Annotated in this window: 1 protein-coding gene; it reads left to right on the top strand. The window is 74.0% G+C overall.

The genetic code is table 11. The features are described 5' to 3' along the window. Positions 1-343: 343 nt before the first annotated feature. The coding region (locus V7793_RS37870; RefSeq protein WP_336014295.1) for a response regulator transcription factor at positions 344-1,003 on the top strand (660 nt) is incomplete at its 3' end.

Here is a 1,003-nt window from a genome sequence, read left to right as displayed (position 1 = left end):
GGTAGGTCAGTCCCGGCATGCTGCAGTACGGACAGCACTCTGCCCGCCCGCACGCCCCGGGCGGAATCCCCCGTGGGTCCCGGCTCGCCCCCGCCGATCGGAGGGGGTCCCTCCGCCCATCGGGGGGACGACGGGGGGAAGATCATAAGGAACGCCACGCTCCGCTTTCGGCCGTGGTTGCCGAAACCGTGCGGCAGGCTGGAGGCGTGACGGGAACCGGACAGGGTGCGTGACCGGAACCGGAGCAGGGAGAACCGGCTCTAGCCGGTCGTGGAACGAGCGCGGACGAGCAGGGAGCGAGCGGCATGACACCGGGCAGCGGGCGTGGAAGAGGTAACGGCAGGTGATCCGTGTTGCGGTGGTCGACGACGAGCAGCTCGTCCGGTCCGGTCTGAGGATGATCCTGGGCACGGCCCCCGACATCGAGGTGGTCGCCGACTGCGGCGGCGGCGAGGCCGTCGCCACCGTGGGCGCCAGCTCCCCCGACGTCGTTCTGCTCGACATCCGGATGCCGGACGTCGACGGGCTGACCGTTCTCCGCGCGCTGCGCGACGCCCCGCAGCCGCCCGCCGTCGCCATGCTCACGACCTTCGACGCCAACGAGTACCTGGCGGCGGCCCTGCGCGGCGGCGCGACCGGCTTCCTCCTCAAGGACACCGACCCGGAGCAGCTCGTCCAGGCCGTACGGACCCTCGCGGCGGGCGGCAGCGTCCTCGACCCCGGAGTGACCCGCGCGGTCATCGGCGGCTACCTCGCCTCCGAGGCGGAGACGACGGCCGCCGAGGCGGTGGCGGCGCTCACCCCGCGCGAGCGGGAGGTGCTCGCGCACCTCGGCGCGGGGCTGGCCAACCCGCAGATCGCGGAGCGCATGGGGCTCGCGCCCAGCACGGTCAAGGACCACGTCCGTGCCGTGCTCGGCAAGCTCGGCGGCCTGAACCGCGTCCAGGCCGCGATCGTCGCCGACCGGGCCGGGCTCGTCGCCGCGCAGGGCAAGCACCGGCCG

Origin of the sequence: Streptomyces sp. KLMMK (assembly GCF_036961605.1) — a bacterium.
Taxonomy (GTDB): Bacteria; Actinomycetota; Actinomycetes; order Streptomycetales; family Streptomycetaceae; genus Streptomyces; species Streptomyces telluris.
The sequence above is the reverse complement of the archived record's forward strand: the minus strand, read 5'-3'. Positions and strand labels throughout refer to the sequence as shown.